Origin of the sequence: Pseudoalteromonas sp. SG45-2 (genome assembly GCF_014164115.1) — a bacterium.
Taxonomy (GTDB): Bacteria; Pseudomonadota; Gammaproteobacteria; order Enterobacterales; family Alteromonadaceae; genus Pseudoalteromonas; species Pseudoalteromonas distincta.
This window is the reverse complement of sequence record NZ_JACJEO010000026.1, coordinates 39,102-58,960: the sequence shown is the minus strand read 5'-3', so window position 1 is coordinate 58,960 and position 19,859 is coordinate 39,102. Positions and strand designations below refer to the sequence as shown.

Genomic DNA, 19,859 nt, shown 5'->3' with positions numbered 1-19,859 from the left:
AGAAAATAGCTCAATAACAAGGCTAAAATTATGATACATAGTTGTTCTATATAAATAATTTTTAACGTAGTTAGTGAGTTATTTAATACGCTAGAATGATCATGTTTTTAATAAAATTGGTATTATAAACCCAGCTATAGGCTGGGTTTTTACGTTTAGCCATAAGGGCATTATGCTTTATCTCACGTTATTTATTAGCGCATTTATATCTGCGACATTACTGCCTAGCTCTTCTGAGGTGATAATGGTGGGAATGATTACTCAAGATAAAGTTAATTTATGGCTTATGTGGTGCGTAGCAACACTTGGAAATGTGTTAGGGAGCTGTGTTAATTACTGGTTAGGCACGCAGGTACTGCGTTTTAAAGATAAAAAATGGTTTCCGGTATCGCAAAAAGGGCTTGATAGCGCACAAAAGCAATTTAATAAATATGGAGTGTATAGTTTGTTATTTGCTTGGTTACCGGTTGTTGGGGACCCATTAACGGTGATTGGAGGCATATTTAAAGTACGATTTAGTACCTTTTTACTGTTAGTAACACTAGGCAAAGGCGCTCGCTATTTAGCGGTTATCGCCCTTGCCGTAGGATTCGAAAAGCTTTTTTCAATAAGTTTTTAAGTGCTTATTTAGCCCAATCAAGCGTTAACGACACTGAGTCGGCAAAACGCAGTGCATGTGGTTTATCAACACGTGCTTTAGCGTAATGAACGCTTGGGTGCGCGTGACAAACGGCAAGAATTTCAGCAACTAATTTTTCTAGCAGTAAAAAGTGCCCTTGCTCTACTAAGCTAATAACTTCTTTGGTGATCACTTTATAATTAAGTGCTTGGTCAACTTCATCCGTTTTACACGCATCATCAGCAGGGTAGTGAATCTCTAGATTAATCACTACATCTTGCTTTTTTTCACGCTCATCGGGGTTAAAGCCAATAAACGTACGCAGGCGTAAATTAGTAACGTTAATAATTGCATTAGCCATAGGGTTAACCTTTTATAAGCTGCAAAAATTCGTTACGTGTTTTAGGATCGCTTCTAAAGTTACCTAACATTACTGATGTACGCATGCTTGAATTTTGCTTTTCTACACCACGCATCATCATACACATGTGTTTTGCCTCAACAATAACGCCTACGCCCTTAGCGCCAGTAACTTCTTCAACTGCTTTAGCGATTTGATGCGTTAACTGTTCTTGAATTTGAAAACGGCGTGAAAACATATCAACAATACGGGCAAATTTAGACAAGCCTAATACTTTACCGTTTGGTATATAAGCAATATGGCAACGGCCAATAAAAGGCAGTAAATGATGCTCACACATAGAGTAGAGCTCTATGTCTTGTACTAATACCATGTCGTCAGCGTCAGATGTAAATACTGCTTTATTAGTTATTTCATCAAGCGTTTGACGATACCCTTGCGTTAAATATTCCATTGCTTTTGCAGCACGTTTTGGCGTATCAAGTAAGCCTTCGCGGTTAGCATCTTCGCCTACAGCGGTGATGATTTTTTCATAACTTTCTTTTAATTCATTGTGCATAAATATCTCAGTTTATTTATATTTACTTTAAATGACGACCGCCATCAATAGGCAAAGAGCGCCCTGTGATGTAGTGGCTTTGTAATAGTAAATCAATGCTATTGATAATTTCTTGGCATCCGGGTTCAATGCCCATTAATGATTTTTTAAGGGTCTTAGCTCGATATTGTTCATCGTCATGTTCATTAAAAATAATGAGCGATGGAGCAACCGAGTTCACTTTTATATTTGGCGCATATTTAGCGCTAAACGATTTGGTTAGGTTGTCGAGTGCTGCTTTACTTGCTGCATAAGCTAAGTGTTTAGGGCTGCCTGTTTCAACTACATAATCAGTAAGATGTATTATATCGGCAGGTACTTTTTCATTTTGCTGATAGTTTAAAAGCAGCTCTGCGCACATTAAATTAATTAAATACGGTGTTTTGGCATGTATCCGCATCATATTATCAAACAGTGCTGCAAAGTCAGGGTTGTTAGCTTCGCAGTCCCAGCTTGATGCGTTATGAACAATAGCGCGCAGCGATGTTGTATGCTCTTTAAGCGTATTTATAAATGTACTAATACCTTCATCGGTACTAAAATCGGCATAAATACATACAGCGCCTTGTTGCTCTAATTTATCAACAGCGGCGTGACGAGTACGATACGTGATAATAATACTCTGCCCTTGGGCTATATAATGCTGAGCGAGTGCTAAACCAATGCGTTGGCCTGCGCCGGTAATTAAAATGGGCGATGTCATATAAGGCAGTGTTCTCTTTGGCGGGTAGTTATACCAATATAATTAAAAATATCATCATTCTATCGCTATTTCATAGGGCTATAATAGCTCACTAATTTAATGCAATTGGTATTATAAAATTCAAAGCGTTAATTTATTAAAATATACGCAGCTTCTTAATCTGTCGATCAAAAAAGCAATTAATCCTCAAAGGCATTAATTGCTTTATTTTAGCTACTAAACCTTAATCGTAAATTGTCGGAATTGGTTGACGCTTATGTTGTGTACGCGTGTAAATGTTTACAAGCTTTTGTTCAACATCATTAGACACAGGTTTACCTTCTAAAAAGTCATCAATTTGCTCATAGCTCAAACCAAGTGCTTCTTCGTCTGTTAAACCTGGGCGGTCACTTTCTAAATCAGCTGTAGGTGCTTTATCTACCAATAAAGCTGGCGCACCTAGCGCAGTAGCAAGTGCACGAACTTGGCGTTTTGATAAACCAAACAGAGGGGCTAAATCGCACGCGCCGTCACCAAATTTAGTATAAAAACCAGTAATGTTTTCAGCACTATGATCGGTACCCACTACTAGGCCTTGGCAAAAACCTGCAATTTCGTACTGAGCAACCATACGTTGACGCGCTTTGACATTACCTTTAATAAAATCTATTTGAGCTTGCTCAGGCAGTGCTTCACCACAGCCAACTACGGCAGCTAGCGCTTGCTCATGCAATGCATCAGCCGCAGGTTGTACGTTTACGGTCATACGTTTACTTGGCTGAATAAAATCAACCGCCATTTGTGCTTCATCTTCGTCAGCTTGTACACCATAAGGTAGGCGCACTGCAATAAACTGATACTTGTCAGTATCGTGTTCTTTATTTAGCTCGTTTACAGCAAGTTGACATAAGCGGCCGCAGGTTGATGAGTCAACACCACCGCTAATACCCAGTACTAACGAGCGTGAATGAGCTGCTACCAAACGTGTTTTAATAAAATTAACTCGGCGAGTTATCTCAGCATTTACATCAATCGTTGGCTGAACCTTCATTTCAGCCATAATTTCGGCGCGCATTGCCAGCTCCTTATAAAATTTAATATGTGATACGCAATAAACTTATTATGTGATTTAGTTTTAGTTAATTAAAGTTTTAAATGAGCTTTTATTTGGCGAAGCTCTGCTTTTAATTTTTCTACTTCTTCAAGTAAATCGCTTAATTCTTTGTCTTTAATTACTTCGCTTGGTAGAGCAACGAAGGCATCGGCAGGATTATTTTGTTGTTCGCCAAATAAATGAATATATCGGCTGTCACGTTTACCAGCTTCACGCTCTAGCTTTGTGACGTACTCGCTTTCAATCAGTTTATTGAGCGCTGTCTCTACTTCATTTACGTTATTAAAATCAGCAAGTCTAGCACTGCGGGTTCTTAATTCACCAGGGGTTTGAGCACCACGCAAAAGTAATAAACAAACAATGGCACGCTGCTGAGCAGAAAATTGCAGATTACTAAATTCAGTGTTGCAAAAGCGGTGATCGTATTTATTTACGCGACCCGAAAGACCTTCATCTATTGTAACCAAACGCATTTTTATTAGTTCATCAAGTGCGTTTTGCACGTCTTCATCTGTAAGACTTAACACAGGATCGCGATTAGACTTTTGGTTACATGCGTTCACGAGAGCGTTTAACGATAGCGGATAATGCTCTGGCGTCGTGCTTTGTTTTTCTAATAGGCAACCAAGAATACGTTGTTGATTTGTTGATAACTGCATAAATAATCTCAAATTAGTAAGCGTATTTTATTAGCTTACACCTTTATTGAATGCCAAGCCATTGTTGAAGCTTTGGTTGTAATGCAGCTAAATCGAGAGGCTTACTTAAATAGTCGTTCATGCCTGCGGCTAGACATTTTTCTTTATCGCCCTGCATGGCATTGGCTGTTAGCGCAATAATAGTAATATTTTCATTATCTTTACCTGCATCACCTTCTCTAATGGCTTTAGTGGCTTGGTAGCCATCCATTTCGGGCATTTGGCAATCCATTAAAACTAGCTTATATGGTTTACCTTGTTTTGCATTGAGCTTTACAATTGCCTCAAGGCCATTTTCGGCAATATCAAAAGTAACACCCGCCTGCTTTAATAGCGCAGAGGCAACCACTTGGTTTATTTTATTGTCTTCAACAAGCAATAGTTGTGGTTCTGATGAATCGAGTACTGGCGCTTTAGTTAGCTTGTTTTGAAGCTGTGCTTGTTGCTGCTGTTGTTCAATGTATTTATCGTTTGTGAGTGAGTCAAACAAATCAGACGGTGTGAGAGGTTTGAAAATCATACAGTCGACTTCCATACCTACTTTAGACTCCTCAGACGAATAACTCATTGGCGCCATAATAACTAACTTGCAACTATGCATATTTATAAAGTTTTTAAGCGCGGTGATATGCGTTTGTGGGGCTTTTTCAAAAAAGTAGTAATCAACTAAAATAGCACCAGGGTGGGTGGTTACATTACTTAAGTAATCATCAACCTCAAGATAGTTATGTATACAATTAACTTTTGCACCCCAAACAGTGAGCTGCTTATTAGCGGTGTTAGCATTTAACGAGCACTCATCAATAATTAAAATATGTTTGTTTTTAATTAAATGACTCGGTAAATCTTGTTCTTTACTTAAGCGCGGTTGTATTTGTACTGTGAAAGAAAATGTACTTCCTTCACCTTGCATACTGTTTACACTCACTTCACCGTTCATCAGTTCGCACAATTGTTTTACTATGGCAAGGCCAAGCCCTGTGCCCCCAAATTGGCGTGTTGTTGAAGCATCGGCTTGTGTGAATGAGTCAAATAACGACGCTTGTTTTTTAGGGTCAATACCAATACCAGTATCAATAATCGAACATTGAAGGAACGAGCCATCCGTTGTTTCATCTATTCTGGCAGTAATGACTACTTCGCCATCAATAGTAAATTTAACCGCGTTGCCAATTAAGTTATTTAAAATTTGGCGCAAGCGGTTAGGGTCACTAATTATCTCGCTAACAGTTATTTGAGTAGCATCTAGAATAAGTTTTGTATTGTTTTGTTCTACCTTTAAAGCAAAGGATTCCACCACTTCGCCTAATAACCGAGGTAAATTAAATTGCACGTTTTCAATATCGAGCTTACCGGCTTCAATTTTAGAAAAGTCTAATATGTCATTAATTATATTAAGCAAAGATTGAGCTGATGATTGAGCAAGTTCTATATGATGTTTCTGCTGTAGGTCCAATTGAGTTTGCTTAATTATGTTAAGCATCCCTAAAACACCGTTCATTGGGGTGCGAATTTCGTGGCTCATACTCGCTAAAAATTCACTTTTAGCTTCAACAGCTTGTTCGGCGGTTTCTTTGGCAGAAACTAGTTTTTGTTCGGTTTCAATTCGCTGTTGGCTTGAGTGCAAGCTGCCTATTAACGCAGCAACGGCAATTAAAAAGCTTTCTTCGTTTTTAGACCAGTAGCGTTTTGATTGACATTGCTCTGCGCAGACGACTCCTATAGCGCCACTTCCTGCAGGGATTATTACGCACAGCATTGATTTAATCTCGAGAGTCATTAAATACTGTTCTTTAATTGGCTCGAGTATTGGGTGTTCTTGGGCGTCAGGCACATTAAATACAGGCTGGTGATCTATTGCATTAAAAAAGCCGGGAAGATTTTTTCTTAGCCAAATAGAGTCAATTTTATCACTAGACGAATGTTTACTATGTATGGCAAAAGGGCTTAGTTGGGATTTGTCTTCATTAAAAAACCAAATACTGGCACGTTTAATATCAAATGCTTGGCAGATTGCTTCAGTGATAATATCTTTCGATTGGCTCAGCTGCCCAGTTAATATTAATTTATTAACGGTAAGGGAAGCTAAAATTTCGTTGTGTAATGCTGTTTTATTATTTTCTAATTCAATCTTTTTACGGGTATCAATATTCTGTAATGAGCCAAAAATACGTGTGCATCGTCCATTTTTTCGTTCTGCTTCACCATGTACGAGTACCCAAACAGATTCACCTTCTTCATCCATTACTTCTAATTCAACTTCGTAGCTTTCACCATATTTTATGGCTCGTTCAATTAAAGGTTTAATTGTTTCTCTGCTAGTGCCTTTTTTAAAGTAATTTAAATCTTTAGGCCATTCTGGTTGGCTATTTAATGGGTATTTAAATAGTTTTTTGGTCATATCAGACCAATACACTTGTTTCGTTTCTAAGTTAAATGACCATGCGCCTATTTGGGCTAGATCACTCATTGCCTCAAGCATTTTTTCGTTTTGTTGCTGGCGATTAAGCATTTTCAAAAAGAATAAAAAGGCCCAAATTAATAACCCGCAAATAATTATAATTGATAGCCTAAGTGGCCATACAGCTGAATTTGGTGGGCTCCAACCTATTTTAGGTGCTACGTAAAGTTGCCAATTGCCACCTTGAAAGCTTAACGTAAACTCAAGGGGGTCTTGCTCTATTATATTTTGATTACCGTAAAAAAACTCCCCTTTGCTGCCAAGTCCATGCCTGCCTTGTAAAGCGACGTTGTATTCTTTTTCTAGCTCATAAATACCTGAATTTTCATAGACTTTGTCAATGTTGAGAACAACTGAAAGTAATCCCCAAAAGCGATTATCTGGCGGTATGTAAACAGGAACTCGGGCTATAAGTGCTATGTCACCTTGGATTAATTTTAATGGGCCAGCCATTACAATGGTATTTGTATCACGAGCTCTAATAGCATCAGCGCGTTGGTTTTTTTCTTCTAAAAAGTTTAAACCGAGTGCTTTTTCATTACCTTTTAAGGGGTAAGTCATACGAATTACCATATCGGGTGCGCCACCAATATTGCGAAGCTCATTTGAGGTTTTAAATAGTGGTTGGGCAATTTGTTCAAACTGTGTTTGCTGTAAATCAGGCTGCGCTGCTACGGCAACACCTAAGCCTCGAACTAGTTGGATATTAGAAACTAAAATAGATTCTAATTGAGCTCGATATGTACTTACTTCAGAAAGAATTTGTAGGCGATGGGCATCTTTAATACGATTGTAGTTAATACGATCAAGTACGATACCAACTAGTACAGTTAGCGTAAGCGATAACCAAAAGGTCAACTTAAAGTTATGAACGTTCGTTTTTTTATTGTTAGTAGATGGTGGCATTTGCTACATCGTGGCGTTAATTTAGGCAAATTAACTATAGCTAATTTATTACACAAATGAAAACGGCGCATTAACAAATGCGCCGTTTATTTTTTATAATTAGTAGTTTAGCGAGTTACGAGTCGCTAACTTCACGCGCCCAGTGATTTTGCTTTGCTACATGTAGCTTGCGGTAACCATCAAGTAGCGCCGCATGCTTTTTAAAGCCTTCAAGCGATAAACCAGGGAAAGTTAAACCGTTAAACTGCTTTTTACCTTCGGCAATTTCTATAGCCAGCGCTACATTATTAGCACCAAACATTAAGCCTAGTGCATCTTGGTAATCTGCGTATTCGCGCTCGTCATCGTATTTAATTTCAAGAACTGCTTTTAAACAGCGGAAGTGGCGCATTGCCTCTTCGTTTACTTGGCCTGTATGAAGTATCCAGTCAACCCAATCAATGGCTTCTTCGCTGCCTGCAGCTAAACATAGGTGTGCTTTAAGCTCACCTATACGCAGTGTGTGCCATGGTGTGTCGGCATCGGTTGCAAGGCCAATAAATTCTGCGGCGCGGATAATATCGCTGTGGCCTGCTTCTTCTAGGCTGTCGTAAATTTCCATCCATTGCTCTGCATCGTACTGATCAAGCGATAGGAATGTTTCGCGAAATTTTGCGCCTTCGTTGTTGTTACGCCAAATAAGCTCATCAACAGGGTAAATGTCAGACATGCCTGGTACTAAAATACGACACGCGTATACGTTTAGGTGCGTGTAATCCATGATGTAGATATCATGATCCATGCTATGAATTAGGTCAGTACAGAAGTTATATTCTTCTTCAGTTGTTCCGCTAAAGTCCCAGTGTACAAATTCAAAATCAGGTTTTGCACGGAAAAAATCATGCGAAATCAAACCGCTTGAATCAATAAAGTGCAGTTCAATGTTCTCTGGTGTTGCTACTTCATCGTTATCAAATGTTGCAGGTTGGAATACATCTAGCTGATCAAGACGTCGACCTTGTAGTAACTCAGTCACGGTACGCTCAAGTGCAACTTCAAATGATGGGTGAGCACCAAAAGAAGCAAATACAGAACCATCTGTTGGGTTAATAAGCGTTACGCTCATTACAGGGTATTTACCCCCAAGTGACGCATCGGCAATACGTAAATGAAAGCCATGGCTGCGAAGCTCTTCACACGCTTCGTGAATTTTAGGGTATTGCTTAACAACGTCTTCAGGCACGATTGGTAAACAAATACCTTCGGCGATGATACGGTTTTTAATAGCACGTTCAAATACTTCTGATAAACCTTGTACGCGAGCTTCAAACTTGGTGTTACCTGCGCTCATACCGTTAGATACAAAAATATTACCGATAACGTTTACCGGAATGTATACGTCTTGGTTATCGCGTTGGCGTGTGTATGGCAGGGTACAAATACCACGATCGATATTGCCTGAGTTAAAATCAAAAAGGTGTGATGCGTTTAGTTCGCGCTCTGGGTCAAAGTAATCCCATAAGCTTTCATCCATAATGCCCTCTGGCACTTCATCGCCTTCAACTTTAAACCATTTTTCGCTTGGGTAATGAGTAAACTCGCCATTAGCAAATTCTTCACCTAGATAAAAGTCTGCAAAAAAGTAGTTACAGCTTAAGCGTTCAAAGTATTCACCGAGTGCTGAAGCAATAGATGCTTTGTCGGTTGCGCCTTTACCATTGGTAAACATAACACCGCAGTCGCTGTCTTTTATATGAACCGAATAACAGTTAGCTACAGGGTTAAGCCAAAGCGCTTCTTCAACATTAATGTTTAGGGCTTTAAGCTTGTTTTGCATGGTAGAGATTGACGATTCTAGGTCGCGGTCTTTACCTTTGATAAATGTTTTTTCAGTCATATTGATCTCAACTAGTTCTGCACGATGTGTGGAGCTGACATTATCGTGGATTTTGATGTTTATTTCACCCTTTGCGAGCAAGAACATTATTATTTAATAAAACTGTGGTTATTATATGTGCTTAACGCTTGGTCAAAACGTGCAAAGGAAACGGTGATGTTTAAAGTAATCAAACGCTTGTTGTTATTAATTGTGATATTAGGGCTGGCAAGTACCGCTGTTGTTTATGGGGTACTTAGTTTAAGTTTACCCACCCTTGATGGAAACGGACGCAGTAACGCGGTAGTAGAGCCTGTAAAAATTTCGCGCGATGCACTAGGGCAAGCAGTAATAAACGCCAATAGCCGAAACGACGCTGCCTATGGTTTAGGTTATGCGCATGGGCAAGACCGATTTTTTCAAATGGATTTACTAAGGCGTAATGCCGCAGGTGAGTTAAGTGAATTATTTGGCCAAGCAGCGTTGGGGCTCGATAAAAAAATGCGTTTTCATCAATTACGTAAACGTAGCCAAATTATTTTACAAACCCTGCCAGAGGCAGATAAGCAATTACTTAAAAGTTACGCTCAAGGTGTAAACGAAGGCTTAGCGCAAGTAGGGTATTCAAGCTTTGAATATTTACTAACCGGTGCAGCACAAAAGCCATGGCTAAGTGAAGACAGCCTACTTGTGATATTTAGCATGTACCTTGATTTACAAAGCGCCACATTTGAGCGCGACCAAGCACTTATTCAAATTGAGCAAGCGTACACAAAGCAAATGGTTGATTTTTTAACGCAACCGAGTAATTACCAAGCCGCGCTTGATGGCAGCAAATTAGCGCCTTATAGTGACGGCATACCTACCTTTCCAACTCAAACAAAGCATATAGTTAAAAATATTGAATCAAACCAAGAGCGCGGCAGTAATAACTGGGCTGTTACAGGAGCGCTTACTAAAACAGGGGCTGGAATGGTGTCGGATGATATGCATTTATCGATGGCAGTACCTGTAATTTGGTACAGGGCACAATTAAATTACATGCACAGTGGTGAGCAGACTCAGGTGACCGGTGTATCGCTGCCCGGCGCACCTGCCATTGTTGTTGGCACTAACAACAATGTTGCATGGGGATTTACTAACGGTTATTTAGATACAGCCGATTGGATTGCATTAAACGATGATAGTAAAACATGGCAAGTTGATGAACCTATTGCATTACCCGATGGGGAGGTTGAAAACTATTCATTAATACTCAGTGAATACGGACCTGTAAAATATATTAACGAAAAACCTTATGCGTTGAGCTGGGCTGCCCATCAGCCTTATGCCGTTAATATGCAGTTATTAAAATTAGAGCAAGCTAAAACAGTAGATGATGCACTTACTGTAGCAAGCGATGTGGGCATTCCGGTACAAAACCTTATGGTGGTAGACAGCCTTGGTAGCGCAGCGTGGAAAAACATGGGCGGTATACCGGCTCGTAAAACGCCAAGTGAGCTTGGCGTAAATGCCGATGACTACTCAGCGCTTTGGCAGCAAAATGAACTACAACGCCCTTTTATTAAAAACCCGCAAAGCGGTCGATTATGGACTGGTAATTCTCGCGTGGTATCGGCTGAGGATGACGCGCGTTTTGGTAATGGTGGTTATGCACTCGGCGCACGTTCGAGTCAAATTCGCGATAGATTATTTGAAAAACAAACATTTGCTGAGAGCGACTTTTACGCATTACAACTTGATAATCAAGCTCGCTTTTTAATGCCTTGGCATGCTCTGCTATTAAAGCAATTAAAAGCCGATCAAACTAAAAATCAGCAATATATAACAGCGCTTGAAAACTGGCAGCAATGTGCGTGTTCAACCTCCACAGGGTATACCTTAGTTAAGCGCTACCGCGATGAAGTGATTAATATTTTATTTAGCAATATGGAAGATGAATTAAATAAACAACAAGGCACACTTAAATACGTAAAACGAGATTTAGAGCCCGCTGTTTGGCAGCTTATAAACAACAAGCCCGACGCATGGATAAACCCACAATTTAAAAGCTGGGATGAGCAGCTACAAGGAGCATTTAGCCAGACTATTACTAAGCTTACAGAACAGTTTGGTAATAATGTACAAAACTGGCAGTGGGGCAAGGTAAATGAGTTAGTGATAGAGCATCCGTTTGCAAAGCAAATGCCGTTACTTGCTAAGTTATTAAATATGCCCACAGCAGCGGGTTTTGGAGATAGTTATATGCCCGCCGTACAAGGGCGTAGTTTTGGCGCATCGCAGCGTTTTATTGCTCAACCTGGGCATTTAGAGCATGCAATTTTAGCTATTCCTGGTGGGCAATCGGGGCACCCTCTTTCTGAATTTTACAGAGCGGGGTTTAGTGATTACGTTGAAGGTAAGCATACACCTTTATTGCCTCAAGAATTAATACATCAAATAGTAATAAAGCCGACACGATGAACTAAAGTATAGCTAAACACGTTCTATATAATTACCAATAAAACAACAGAGAACTAAAATGAAAAAAATACTACCCGCATTAATAACAGGTTTATTACTAAGCACTACAGCGCAAGCAGATGATGGCCCAGTAACAGCACAAAAGCTAAGTGACCATGTATACGTACTATTTGGGCAAGGCGGTAATATTGCAGCAAGTGTAGGTGATGATGGCATTTATATTATTGATGATCAGTTTGCCAAGCTCTCAGATGATATTAAAAAAACCATTAGCGATTTAAAACCAGGCAGTGCAGAGTTTGTCATTAATACTCACCATCATGGCGATCATACCGGTGGCAACGAGAACTTTGCTAAAGCGGGTGCGCATGTTATAGCGCACGACAATGTACACAAACGTTTAGAAGAGCAGCACGGGGAGGGGTCAGACTTTTTACCGCGCATTAGTTTTGGTCACGACTTAAAACTACATTTTAATAACGAACACGCCCATGTAGTGCATTACGAACATGCACACACCGATGGCGACTCCGTTATCTTTTTTAGTAACGACAACATAGTGCACATGGGCGACATTTACTTTAATTTTGGCAGCTTACCGTTTGTTGATGTAGATAGCGGCGGCAGCGTTGATGGTATTTTAGCGGCAGTAAACGATGTAGTTAATCAAATTGACGACAACACTAAAGTAATACCAGGACACGGCAAGGTAAGTGACCGTTCAGGACTGATAGCGTATGGTAAGCTAGTTCAAAACGCGAAAGACGTAATGCTAAAAGCAATGCAAAATAATGCAAGCTTAGAGCAAGTACTTAAAGCCGATCCATTGGCTGAGCTGAATCTTGAATACGCAGGCTGGTTACCAAAAGAGAAAGTAACCACACTTTTTTATCGTAGCTTAAAGTAGTACGCGTAACGTAAAAAACATGATACAAAGCTGAGTGTACTTTAACGTACATTCGGCTTTTATTTTCTTATGCCCAAAGGAGTTGTGTATGTCGGCAGAAAAAACCCATCTTGAAATTTGTAACTTAACCAGAGAGCAATATCCGCAAATTAAAACCTTGATGGATCAAGCGTATCCCGACTTAGGCGGTGCGTGGCCAAGTCATACCATTTTTAGATTAATAGACCAGTTTCCTGAAGGGCAAATAGGTATTGTGGATGACGGCGTGCTGGTGGGCTTAGCATTAAGCGTGCAGGTTGATTACACGCGTTTTTCAAACCCGCATACATACGAAGATATTGCAGACGGTCACGACCGTGTATTTAGCGATACCGACGGCGATGCGCTATACGGCTTAGATGTTGCTATTAGCGAAAGTCACAGAGGCATGCGTTTAGGTCGTCGCCTTTATGATGCCCGTAAAGAATTGTGCCGCCAATATAACTTACGCGCTATTTTAGCAGGTGGGCGTATTCCGCGTTATTACAATCACAGCAGTGAAATGACGCCAATGGAATACATTGCAAAAGTAGATCAAAAAGAATTATACGATCCTATTTTAAGTTTTCAGTTATCTAACGATTTTCAGGTAAAACGATTACTTAAAAAGTATTTACCGGAGGATCAAGAGTCTGTTGGTTACGCCACTCTACTTGAGTGGAATAACATTATGTATGAGCCAACCGACACGGTACTTGAGTCAACTAAATCGATAGTGCGCGTAGGTGCTGTGCAATGGCAAATGCGTTGTGTTGAATCGGTTGAAGAAATGCTAAAGCAGGTTGAATACTTTGTAGATACCGTATCTGACTACAAAAGTGACTTTATACTATTCCCTGAGTTTTTTAATGCGCCACTAATGGGGCTAGGAAATCAAAGTAATCAAACAGAAGCGATTCGCTATTTAGCGGAATACACCGAGACATTTAAAAACGCCATGTCGCGTATGGCAATAGAATACAACGCTAATATTATTACCGGCTCTATGCCACTTGCCGAAGATGATAAAATTTATAACGTAAGTTACCTATGCCATCGTAGCGGTAAAATAGACGAGCAACGTAAAATACACATAACCCCGCATGAGCAAAACGATTGGGTTATTCAAGGCGGCGATAAAATTGCCGTGTTTGATACCGATGCCGGTCGTGTAGGTATTCAAATTTGTTACGATGTAGAGTTTCCTGAGCTTTCACGCATATTGGCCAAACAAGGGTTAGATATTCTGTTTGTGCCATTTTGGACTGATACTAAAAACAGTTATTTACGTGTGCGCCACTGTGCACAAGCGCGTGCAATAGAAAACGAATGTTATGTGGTAATTGCAGGTTCGGTGGGTAATTTACCAGAGGTAGAGAGTCTTGATGTGCAGTACTCACAATCGGCGGTATTAACGCCATCGGACTTTTCGTTCCCGCACGATGCAACACTTAACGAAGCCACACCAAACACCGAAATGCTGCTATTTAGTGACCTTGATATGGATAAGCTTAAAATACTTCACAGCGAAGGCACAGTGCGTAATTTAAAAGATCGCCGCGAAGATTTATACGAAGTGATTGTTAAAAAGAGAGACGTTTAATGGCGTGGGTGTACTTAATTATTGCTGGGTTACTTGAAATTGGCTGGCCGATTGGCTTAAAAATTTCGCAAAACGCTGATACACGCTGGCAAGGCATAGCAATAGCGGTGGTATTCTTAGTCGCTAGTGGTTTTATGTTGTGGCTTGCACAAAGGCAAATATCAATGGGTACCTCATACGCCGTATGGACAGGTATTGGGGCCGCCGGTACGTTTTTAGTGGGAATATTTTTTTATAACGATGCAGCTACATTTGGTCGTATTGCGGGAGTATTAATGATTATTAGTGGTGTGATAACACTTAAAATAAGCTCTTAGAACCAGTTCTTAAAGCTATAAAAATTATAACAGCGCAGGTATAAAAGCCTGCGCTTTTTTATGCCCTTAATTCGGCAACATAACCAAAACAGCGGCAATGGCTATGAGTATTAAGCCAGCAGTATCTTGTTTCTTAAGTGGCTGCTTTAACCAAAGAACGGCAATTAGCATGGTAAAAAACACTTCAACCTGTCCAAGTGTTTTAACGTAAGCAACGTGCTGTAAGCTCATTGCACTAAACCAGCCAATAGAACCGACACAACTAAAAACACTAATTGCGGCTGTAGTACCTTTGTATTGCCACAGTTTACTAAGTGTTTGCGGCTCTTTTAATAATAAATAGCCCAGTAGTATTAGTGTTTGTAAGCTAATTACAAACAGCAAAACCCAAGCTGCTGAGTGAGGAAATAATAATCCTGAATTTAAGCTCGCTTCTCGTACCCACAGCGATGTAAGTGCAAAGCAAGTACCACAAGCCAGTCCTAGTAATGCTGTTTTAGCATTAAAGTGTTTAACGCTTGTTATGCCACTGAGTAGCAATACGGCAATAGCGCCAAAAAACACACCAAGCCAACCGAGCAAAGAAAGTGCCGAGCCAAAAAATAATACACCTAAAATGGCTGCTACTAACGCCTCGCTTTTGGCAAGACCAGCACCTACGGCGTAATTATTCATTTTAAATAACTTAACCATTAAACCAGTGGCAAGTATTTGCATCACACTTGCGCCTACAATAAATCCCCAAAAGGCATTATTAAACGTAGGCATGGCTGTATCTTGATATTGATACAAACCATATAAATACACCGCAGCAATAGGGCCTGCGATAATAAAGCGAGAGAGTGTTACGCCAGCCACACTCACATCGTTACTTAATTTACTTTGCAGGGCATTACGCCATGCTTGCATGAAGGCGGCTAAAAAAGTGAAAAATATCCAGGTCATGGTCGTCATCGTTAAAATGTAAGGCAGTAAAGTTAACAAGCTTTGTGAAGTAAAGCGATGCATTAACTATGATGTTGAATATTCATCATCTGCGATATTATGTCGCATGAGTTTGAGGATAAATTTAGCTATAGTAGGTCTGATGTTATTGTTAGCCGCCAGAGTTTGTCATAAAACGTATCTGGCGGCTTTTTTATTACGCTTATGCTAAATTATCCGAAACATCAAAAGGATAAATTATGACAACATTAGTTGTATGTGCATTACTTGCGGTATTAATGCCTTATTTTGCAAAAGTGCCGGTTGCTATAGCAATGGCAAAATTAGGTCGATACGACAATAAACACCCAAGGGCGCAACAAACAAAATTAACCGGCTTTGGTGCACGGGCGCTCGCTGCTCATCAAAACTGTTTTGAATCGCTTGCTGTTTTTGCTGTCGCTATTGCAGTTGTACTGGGCACTAACTCTGTAGGTGCAGTGACCGAAACGCTAGCGGTTACGCATATTGTGTCGCGTATTTTGTATTGCGTATTTTACTATATGAACCTAGATATAATTCGCTCATTAGTGTGGTTTATTGGTTTGGGTACAGCCATTGCCATGATTGTGGTGAGTTTGTAGGTTTATATTTTAAAACCACAAAGCAAGCAGCCTAAAAGGGCGCTTGCTTTGTAGTCTTGAACAACTCGTGGCGTTAATGCGATACTTTAATTCGCTCAATTAAATCGGTAGGCGCCACTTCACTATTAATCGCAAAATCTAGTTGTACAAGTACATCTTCAAAACCTGAATCAGATGCTTTATATTTCCATTTTGCTAGCGCCTCTTTCGCTGATTTATCAAAAATATCTTTAGGTTTAGATTGAATAACACTAATGTTTTTTGTTTTACCGTTTGCTGCAATATCGTATTTTAATACAACAGAGCCGCTGATCCCTTGTTGAGCTGCTTGTATTGGGTAAGCAGGTTCAATGCGTATTGTTGGTGAAATGTAATCCTCTTTAGTCATTGCTTCTGGTTGCTTTGCAATTGCTAAGCCGCTTAGCATGCTTGCGGCTACAAGTAATAAGCCACCTTTAGCAAACTTTGAACGCTCCCCGCTGTGTTTTATATTAATTAGTCGTTGTAACATGGTTTTTTTATCTCCGTAGTGTGAATAAGCCATAAGTCCTGTGGGCGCATTTGCCGCGCAGTTTATTAAGGCTTTGCTATATAAAATATGTTGTTGTGTGGTTTTATTGGCAAGTACCCGTTCATCACAAGTCAACTCTTGTAGTCGGCGCATGCTTGCGTAACAAAACCAAGCTAGTGGGTTAAACCAAAGTAAAATAGTAGGTAGTAATATAAGTGCGTTTGTTAGGTTGTCTTTGCGTTTTATGTGTACGTTTTCGTGCTCTAAAATAAGCGCTAATGTGGCTTTATCAAACTGGGTATTGTAGTTCCTCGGTAACACCAGCTTGCTGTTTAAAATACCGACCACCATTGGCGTGGCTACATGTTGGCTGGTATAAGTTTTAACATCAGCGGTAAGAGTGCCTTCAAATTGTGTTAACTCAGTTAACTGCAGGCTTTTAACAAAGCGGGTATGCGTAATAAAGCTAGCTATTAATAACCCAGCGGTAATAAGTACATACATGAGCGCCCAGCTAATACCTACCTCGTTTGTAAAAGATTGGTTAGGGGTGATTAAGTAATGGCTAATATTGCTATTTTGCAGTGGTTTAATCGCATTTGGTAAATTAGCAATCACCAATGCCGCAGGTAATAGCCATGCTAATTTATATACAAACCGCGAGCCAAGGGCTTTTAAACCAAATCGCTCGAGTAAAATAAAACCACAAAACAAAATGCTTAATAGTAATTGCTGCTCAATTAACCAATTAAAACCAGTTTGAATAACCATGTTAATCCCTTACTTTTGGTTTTTTTCCCAGTCATCTATAACTTTTTTAAGCTCGTTTATATCTTGCTGAGAAAGCTGCTCCGATTTAGCAAAGCCACTCACAAGTGGCGCAATACGCCCACTAAAAAATCGCTCAATAAAGTTTTGGCTTTCTTTTAGGGTGTAGTCGGCGCGCTCCATACAGGGAGTATAAATATATTGGCGACCTTCTTTTTCAAATGTAAGTGCGCCTTTTTTTACTAGTCGACCTAGCAGGGTTTTAATGGTTTTTTCGTGCCATTGCTTATCGTCGCTTAAGCGCTCAATTATTTGGCTCGCGGTGGCGGGGTAGTTAATCCAAAGTGCGTCGAGCACGTCAAACTCTGCTTTTGATAATTCAATCATTTTATCGCCTACAAGTGTAATCTTTAATTTAAGACTACACCTGTAATCTATTTTTGCAAGTTTATTTTTAACTTTTTGAGATATAGTTAAGTGACTTGGTATTAGATTTTTGAAATATCGGTTTTATTAATTTGTATATATTGGTTTTCAGGTAGGTTTAGCTTTGAAAGGGTGAGGTCACTAAATTGCACTCTAAATAAGTCAATTACTTTGTATCCGCAGTAATGCGCCATTTTACGTATTTGTCTGTTTAGCCCTTGTTTTAAAACAATACTAAACTGATTGCTGGCTATTTTATTTACCTCACAAGGCAGGGTTATGTGTTTATCAACGGGTACGCCTGCTGCCATTTTTTTACAAAAACCATCGTCTAAAGGCTTATTTACGGTGACTAAATAATGTTTAGGCTGGTGGAAGTCAGGATGTATTAGTTGATTACAAAAATCCCCATCGTTGGTCAAAATAAGCAAACCGCGAGAGTCTTTATCTAATCGACCAATAGGGTAAACGCGGGTGAGTGTGGGCAAATGGTGAATAAGGCTGGCAGGGTCATCAATATTTAATTTGCAGTCAATACCTACTGGTTTGTGGTACGCAAAATAAACTAAATCGGCAGCACCTTTAATTTCTTTTTCGTTCACTATTATTGTGTCTTGCTCATCAACGTGATCTATATGATTCGCTGGGCGATTATTTACAGTCACTACACCTTCATCAATTAAACGCGATGCCTGTTTACGAGAACAAATACCTGCATGGGCAATATATTTAGCGAGTCGGATTTTTGTGCTCATAACGTGTGACGCCAGCGGCTAATAAAAATTTGATCGTGATTATAGCAAAGCTGCGTATCGATAATGCTAAATATAAAAAGGTAAACATGATGGGTATTAAATTTTCACAGTTAAAAAAGCACGAACCGCTACAAAAAGTTATTGTTCACTCGTTAGATATGGCGCTTTATCAAGTATCAGTGATGATTAATAACGTTGAATATTATGTAACAGAAGACAGCGGTGAGTTTTTAAGAGCACTCAGCCCACTGCATGTACAAAAACGTTTTGAAAAAATAGCGTACGCACAGATGATGTTAAGGCAAACAAGCGCTTACGACGAAATGTGCGGCCAGCCGGATAAAACCAGCAGCAATATGCTTGAAGTACCTTATGGTAAAAATAATCTGTATTGATGGTATGAGTTTGCTAATATTCGCTTTTTAAGAAGCGCAATATGTACCAATTACAAGCAGATCACTCCGACGCATTAAGTTCTATACTACGCAGTAAAATAGTTGAATTTAACGCCGAGCATTTTGATGCGCAAAGGCTGCCATTAGGCTATAAATTTACTGATGAGCAGGGCGAGCTTGTTGCCGGTATTAGTGGGTGTGTGTTTGGAAACTGGCTGATGATTAGTTGGCTTTGGTGTAGCGATAGTGCGCGAGGTAAAGGGCTTGCAGATAAACTGCTAACGGCACTTGAACAAGCAGCTATTGAGCTAGGTGCTACAACTGCTCAGCTTGATACACTTGATTTTCAAGCAAAACCCTTTTACGAAAAGCGCGGTTATAGTGTTAAGTATCAACTTAATAATTACCCACGCTCAGGTACGCGTTACTTTATGGAAAAACCACTTTAATTTTTGCTGGCTATTTTGCTTTTAGTGGCTCGCCTTCAAAGGTAATACCTAAAAAAGGTGTTGCCTCTGGTGCTAACATAAACGTGCGAATGTTCATATGATCATCCCCTTTAGGGTTTTGCAGCACGTCTTCTCGGTAAAACTTACCAAAACAATCCAACGTATTTTGTTTACTTAAATCGTTTAATTTAGCAAATGCAAAAATTTTACACGAGCCATTGTTCTCACTCGCAGCGCTAAGTAATCCATGGTTATTAAAGCCACATGTAGTAAAGTCGTAATTTGCTTCTATCACGGCCATTGTATCGGTAAATTGAATGCTTTTTGGGTTTTCAGCAAGTGCTTTTAAATAGTTATTTAGTGTCATGTGTTACCTTTGGGTTTT

The 19,859-nt window shown here is 39.7% G+C and carries 20 protein-coding genes; 8 read left to right on the top strand and 12 right to left on the bottom strand.

Features of this window, described 5'->3' with window-relative positions:
- The first annotated feature begins 172 nt into the window (after positions 1 to 172).
- Complete coding sequence (locus tag H5116_RS17210) at positions 173 to 619, top strand: YqaA family protein (protein ID WP_182716708.1); 447 nt, start codon at positions 173 to 175, stop codon at positions 617 to 619.
- A gap of 4 nt (positions 620 to 623) precedes the next feature.
- On the opposite strand, the gene folX is transcribed toward H5116_RS17210, so the two are convergent.
- From folX to ycaO, 7 genes are all read right to left on the bottom strand, one after another.
- Positions 624 to 980 carry a dihydroneopterin triphosphate 2'-epimerase gene (folX, locus tag H5116_RS17205; protein WP_002962340.1) on the bottom strand — a complete coding sequence of 119 codons (357 nt, stop codon included), beginning with the start codon at positions 978 to 980 and terminating at the stop codon, positions 624 to 626.
- Between the two features lie 4 nt (positions 981 to 984).
- On the bottom strand, positions 985 to 1,539 hold the full coding sequence (gene folE / locus H5116_RS17200) for a GTP cyclohydrolase I FolE (protein WP_002962341.1): 555 nt from the start codon (positions 1,537 to 1,539) through the stop codon (positions 985 to 987).
- A 22-nt stretch (positions 1,540 to 1,561) separates the two neighbouring features.
- Positions 1,562 to 2,281 carry a dihydromonapterin reductase gene (gene folM, locus H5116_RS17195; RefSeq protein WP_182716707.1) on the bottom strand — a complete coding sequence of 240 codons (720 nt, stop codon included), beginning with the start codon at positions 2,279 to 2,281 and terminating at the stop codon, positions 1,562 to 1,564.
- 223 nt (positions 2,282 to 2,504) lie between these two features.
- Positions 2,505 to 3,335 (bottom strand): ammonia-dependent NAD(+) synthetase, encoded by an 831-nt coding sequence (gene nadE / locus H5116_RS17190; RefSeq protein WP_182716706.1) that lies wholly within the window; start codon positions 3,333 to 3,335, stop codon positions 2,505 to 2,507.
- A 68-nt stretch (positions 3,336 to 3,403) separates the two neighbouring features.
- Entirely contained in the window at positions 3,404 to 4,033 is a 630-nt protein-coding gene (locus H5116_RS17185) for a YceH family protein (RefSeq protein WP_182716705.1), read from the bottom strand.
- Between the two features lie 43 nt (positions 4,034 to 4,076).
- Positions 4,077 to 7,439 carry an ATP-binding protein gene (locus H5116_RS17180; RefSeq protein ID WP_182716704.1) on the bottom strand — a complete coding sequence of 1,121 codons (3,363 nt, stop codon included), beginning with the start codon at positions 7,437 to 7,439 and terminating at the stop codon, positions 4,077 to 4,079.
- Positions 7,440 to 7,554: 115 nt separating this feature from the next.
- On the bottom strand, positions 7,555 to 9,315 hold the full coding sequence (gene ycaO, locus H5116_RS17175) for a 30S ribosomal protein S12 methylthiotransferase accessory factor YcaO (RefSeq protein WP_024595461.1): 1,761 nt from the start codon (positions 9,313 to 9,315) through the stop codon (positions 7,555 to 7,557).
- Between the two features lie 156 nt (positions 9,316 to 9,471).
- Between ycaO and H5116_RS17170 the strand changes: the two genes are divergently transcribed.
- The 4 genes from H5116_RS17170 to H5116_RS17155 all read left to right on the top strand — a co-directional run bounded on the left by H5116_RS17170 (position 9,472) and on the right by H5116_RS17155 (position 14,602).
- Positions 9,472 to 11,757: a penicillin acylase family protein gene (locus tag H5116_RS17170; protein ID WP_182716703.1), complete on the top strand. Its 2,286-nt coding sequence runs from the start codon at positions 9,472 to 9,474 to the stop codon at positions 11,755 to 11,757.
- Positions 11,758 to 11,815: 58 nt separating this feature from the next.
- Complete coding sequence (locus tag H5116_RS17165; protein ID WP_138489820.1) at positions 11,816 to 12,664, top strand: MBL fold metallo-hydrolase; 849 nt, start codon at positions 11,816 to 11,818, stop codon at positions 12,662 to 12,664.
- Between the two features lie 88 nt (positions 12,665 to 12,752).
- The gene (locus H5116_RS17160; RefSeq protein WP_024595458.1) at positions 12,753 to 14,285 is read left to right on the top strand and encodes a bifunctional GNAT family N-acetyltransferase/carbon-nitrogen hydrolase family protein; all 1,533 of its coding nucleotides are present in this window, start codon (positions 12,753 to 12,755) and stop codon (positions 14,283 to 14,285) included.
- Complete coding sequence (locus H5116_RS17155) at positions 14,285 to 14,602, top strand: multidrug efflux SMR transporter (RefSeq protein WP_182716702.1); 318 nt, start codon at positions 14,285 to 14,287, stop codon at positions 14,600 to 14,602. The genes H5116_RS17160 and H5116_RS17155 overlap by 1 nt, the downstream gene beginning before the upstream one ends.
- Before the next feature lie 66 nt (positions 14,603 to 14,668).
- Here the strand turns inward: H5116_RS17155 and H5116_RS17150 are convergent, their stop codons facing one another.
- Complete coding sequence (locus H5116_RS17150) at positions 14,669 to 15,547, bottom strand: DMT family transporter (RefSeq protein WP_173400220.1); 879 nt, start codon at positions 15,545 to 15,547, stop codon at positions 14,669 to 14,671.
- A 239-nt stretch (positions 15,548 to 15,786) separates the two neighbouring features.
- Between H5116_RS17150 and H5116_RS17145 the strand changes: the two genes are divergently transcribed.
- Positions 15,787 to 16,170, top strand: coding sequence for an MAPEG family protein (locus tag H5116_RS17145; protein WP_024605945.1), 384 nt, complete (start codon positions 15,787 to 15,789; stop codon positions 16,168 to 16,170).
- 73 nt (positions 16,171 to 16,243) lie between these two features.
- Here the strand turns inward: H5116_RS17145 and H5116_RS17140 are convergent, their stop codons facing one another.
- The 3 genes from H5116_RS17140 to H5116_RS17130 all read right to left on the bottom strand — a co-directional run bounded on the left by H5116_RS17140 (position 16,244) and on the right by H5116_RS17130 (position 18,630).
- Positions 16,244 to 17,452: a TonB family protein gene (locus H5116_RS17140; protein WP_182716701.1), complete on the bottom strand. Its 1,209-nt coding sequence runs from the start codon at positions 17,450 to 17,452 to the stop codon at positions 16,244 to 16,246.
- Between the two features lie 9 nt (positions 17,453 to 17,461).
- A complete protein-coding gene (locus H5116_RS17135) occupies positions 17,462 to 17,836 on the bottom strand; it encodes a BlaI/MecI/CopY family transcriptional regulator (protein ID WP_007377323.1) in 375 nt (124 codons plus the stop codon).
- A 101-nt stretch (positions 17,837 to 17,937) separates the two neighbouring features.
- Complete coding sequence (locus H5116_RS17130; protein WP_024594609.1) at positions 17,938 to 18,630, bottom strand: pseudouridine synthase; 693 nt, start codon at positions 18,628 to 18,630, stop codon at positions 17,938 to 17,940.
- Positions 18,631 to 18,719: 89 nt separating this feature from the next.
- Here H5116_RS17130 and H5116_RS17125 point away from each other — a divergent pair, with 89 nt between their 5' ends.
- On the top strand, positions 18,720 to 19,025 hold the full coding sequence (locus H5116_RS17125; protein ID WP_002961002.1) for a DUF6482 family protein: 306 nt from the start codon (positions 18,720 to 18,722) through the stop codon (positions 19,023 to 19,025).
- Positions 19,026 to 19,066: 41 nt separating this feature from the next.
- Complete coding sequence (locus tag H5116_RS17120) at positions 19,067 to 19,474, top strand: GNAT family N-acetyltransferase (protein ID WP_182692771.1); 408 nt, start codon at positions 19,067 to 19,069, stop codon at positions 19,472 to 19,474.
- 10 nt (positions 19,475 to 19,484) lie between these two features.
- Here H5116_RS17120 and H5116_RS17115 read toward each other — a convergent pair whose 3' ends face one another.
- Positions 19,485 to 19,841, bottom strand: coding sequence for a HopJ type III effector protein (locus H5116_RS17115; protein WP_182716700.1), 357 nt, complete (start codon positions 19,839 to 19,841; stop codon positions 19,485 to 19,487).
- Between the last annotated feature and the right edge of the window lie 18 nt (positions 19,842 to 19,859).